3 protein-coding genes are annotated in these 3,190 nt (G+C 61.1%); all 3 read right to left on the reverse strand.

From position 1 onward, the window contains the following. On the reverse strand, nucleotides 1–476 hold a 476-nt coding region (locus OXG98_15710), incomplete at its 3' end, for a cytochrome b/b6 domain-containing protein (GenBank protein ID MCY3773452.1). Nucleotides 477–766: 290 nt separating this feature from the next. Further along, nucleotides 767–1,756, reverse strand: coding sequence for a xanthine dehydrogenase family protein subunit M (locus OXG98_15715; protein ID MCY3773453.1), 990 nt, complete (start codon nucleotides 1,754–1,756; stop codon nucleotides 767–769). Between the two features lie 21 nt (nucleotides 1,757–1,777). Beyond that, nucleotides 1,778–3,190 (reverse strand): molybdopterin-dependent oxidoreductase (locus OXG98_15720; protein ID MCY3773454.1); only part of this gene is annotated, 1,413 nt, incomplete at its 5' end.

Raw genomic sequence — 3,190 nt, forward strand, 5'->3', positions numbered from 1 at the left:
AGAATGGAAAGCAGGTATGCGCGGTACTCTGGTCCGAACGCGAAGTAAACATGGATAATGAAAAGGAAAAGGAGCAACATCGCCGAAGCCCCGTGGAGGACGTACACGATGCCCCATGCCTGGTCGGAAAGAATCGATGGATCGCGACGCCAGAATGTCGTGTCGATCTTTGCCAGCATGAGCAGTCCGGTCGCAACCGCCACCAGGACCGTTACCGATGCCGCGGCGTGATATCCCTTTTGAAGTGCGTCGAACTTCGCTTCGGACAGCCCGGACTGGTCTCTCCCGCGAAGATCCCGCCCGATCTCGCGGACATCATCGGTACCGGGCATCATGTTGCCCAGTCCGTGAACGAAAAAAACCCTGTAGAGGTGAAACAGCACCGCGAGCGTCAGGACGACCCCTGCCATCCAGTGCATGGGAACCCATTCGAATCGGATCCCGATAATCGGAAGGAATGCGGTGACACCGAGCACGATCACCGAAAATGCCATGACCCAATGAAACAAACGGTCCGGAAGCCGGTGCCTGACACCTGCGTGCCGGGCACTTCCGCCAGATCTTTCATCCGCCATACGGTGTGCTATTTCACAAACCTGCCTGCCGGGCCTGGTGACTAGCCCGGCTGGCGTAGAGCCCGGAAAAGAAGATGCAGGAGAATGGCCGCGGCCGCCGCGGCGACCGGTACCCAAAGGAACTCCCAGTTCATTCCCACAAGCATCTTCTGTCCGAAGACATCCTGCGAGTAGCGCAGCACCTCCATGCGTCAGCCAAGTGAGCGAACCGCACGCGCCGCGAGGTTCTGCATCATCGGGATCTTGAAATGGTTGAAGTTCAGCGGTTGCGCGCCGCTTGCGGCCACGCGTTTCACCAGTGCTTCGAGGTCGCCTCCGGGCGACTCACCTCGGATCAGGTCCTCGACCTCACCGAGGCGCCTTGGCGTACACTGCACTGCGCCACAGACCATCGAGGCATCGGCGATCGTTCCGCCGTCCATTCGTGCCGCCATCGCAATGTTCACCAGCGCAAAGTCCCAGACGTTTCGGTCGGACACCTTTTCGAAGTACTGTTTCGAACCAGCCCATTTCCCGGGAACGCGGATTCCCAGCAAGATCTCACCTTTTTCGAGCGAGGTCATGCGGGTGATGTCGATTTCCGGTCCGATGAAGAACTCATCGGCAGAGACCTCCCGCTGTTCCTTCCGACCCTGGATCACGAAGGTTGCCTCGAGGGCAGCCAATGCCGGGGCCGTGTCGGACGGTGTAACCGCAACGCAGCGGCTGGCTTCAAACAAGGCATGTTCGCGGTTCATCGCCGTGGGCGTGTTCGCGTAACAGGTGTTGCCGCCAGCGCGGTAGCACGGAAATCCATCACGATAATACCCGCAACGGGTATCCTGCATGACATTGCCGCCGATTGTTCCGACGTTCCGGATTTGCGGTGAAGCCACATGCGCCGCAGCGTCGGCAAGGGACGGGAAGCGGCTCCTGACCGCCGCGTTTCCCACGACGTCGGTCAGCGTGGTCATGGCTCCGATCCACAATCCACCTCCGTCCTCTTCCCGGATTCCGTGCAACTCCTCGATGCCGGCGATGTCCACGAGTGCCGAAGGCTGCAGGACCCGATCCTTGAACCAACCAAGGCTGTCCTTGCCGCCCGCGATGATCCAGGTGTCGTCCTGCTCCTCCAATATGCCCTGCGCGTCCGCCACGCTGGCAGGCTGGTAGAGCTCGAAGTTGTGCATTACGTCAGTCATGTTCGTTTCCTCCCGGGCCCGTCACACCGTGTTGGTGGCGAGCGGTTTGTGGGATTGTGGACGTCCTTCAGCCGCGTTCAGGACCATGTCGGTGGTAACCGGGGTCCGGTTGAAAAGGTGTCCGCCCAGTGCGTCCGAAATGGCGTTGATCAGGGCCGCCGAGGCCGCGCCTTGCAAGGGTTCGCCGATTCCTTTCATTCCCATGGGATTCTGGGGATCCGGTTGGTCAACGGCCGCCCAGTCCATCTTGACCGGGACATCCAGAATCGTCGGGGGTTTCGAAAGATAGAACGACCTCGCATTCGGCCGGGCATAGGCGGGATCGTAGATGTGGCGCTCCGTTGTCGCCAAACCGAACCCCATCACCGCACCACCGCTAACCTGCGCCGCAAGACCGGTCGGATGGATCACCGTGCCACAGTCGGCAACGCCGATGTAGTCCAGGATCTCGACCTTCCCGGTTTCCACGTCGACGTCCACCTCGATGAACCCCACCGCGAGTGCGGGAACCGTGCCTTCTTTCGGGAGGTTGTCCTTGGCGACACCGATCAGCCCGGATCCGGCGATTGCCATCGCGGATGTCCGGGTCATGTCGTGGATGTCCTCGGGCAACACGTGACCGGCGTACTTGCCGCCCATGTCGATGGCACTCTGAGCCGCTTCAGCGAAGCTGAGCCCCACGGACGCATCGGATATCTTGACCACATGCTCGTTTTCGAGCTTGTAGTCGTCAGGCGATCCACCAAGATCGGCAGCCGCGATTTCCTTCAGTTTCGTGGCCGCGTCCATGGCTGCGACGTAGTTCGAGCGCGTCATGGTGAAATTGGTGTTGGATCCGAACTGACCCAGGTTCCAGGGAATGTGCTTCCGGGTCCCGCCCCTTTCGATCACCACGCGATCCCAGTCGTACCCGAGCGCTTCGGCCACCACCCGGCTTGTCGACGCATAGGAATAGGTTCCAAGGTTGCCGACACCGGAATGGACATGAAGGATGCCGTCTGGCGTAATCCTCATCAGCCCGTCGAAACCGTTCGAGCCCGCCGAATGGTAAGCCTGGCCGATACCGTAGCCCCGTACTCTCGAACCCGAACGCATCCCCGAGTTCGCGGAACGCTCGGCCCACTTGAAGGCCTCGGCACCCTTGTCGAGGGCTTCTTTCAGGTAGGCGGACGTCACCGGACCCTGTTTCGGTCCGATGGTCGCGTCCGCACCCCCGTCACCCGGTGCGTTGATGTGCCGGATTGCCAGCCGGTCGATGCCGAGCATCCCCGCCGCCTTGTCGAACAGGGGCTCCACCATGTTGGCTGCCTGGTTCTCGCCGGGGCCGCGCTGTGCGCCTTTCGGAGTGGTATTCGTCAGCACCGGAACCGCCCGGAACCGCATGGCGCCCGGTTGGTAGACGATCGACGACGCGTTGCCGACGTTGTTGTAATC

This window comes from Gemmatimonadota bacterium, assembly GCA_026706345.1.
In the GTDB taxonomy this organism is placed as follows: domain Bacteria; phylum JAAXHH01; class JAAXHH01; order JAAXHH01; family JAAXHH01; genus JAAXHH01.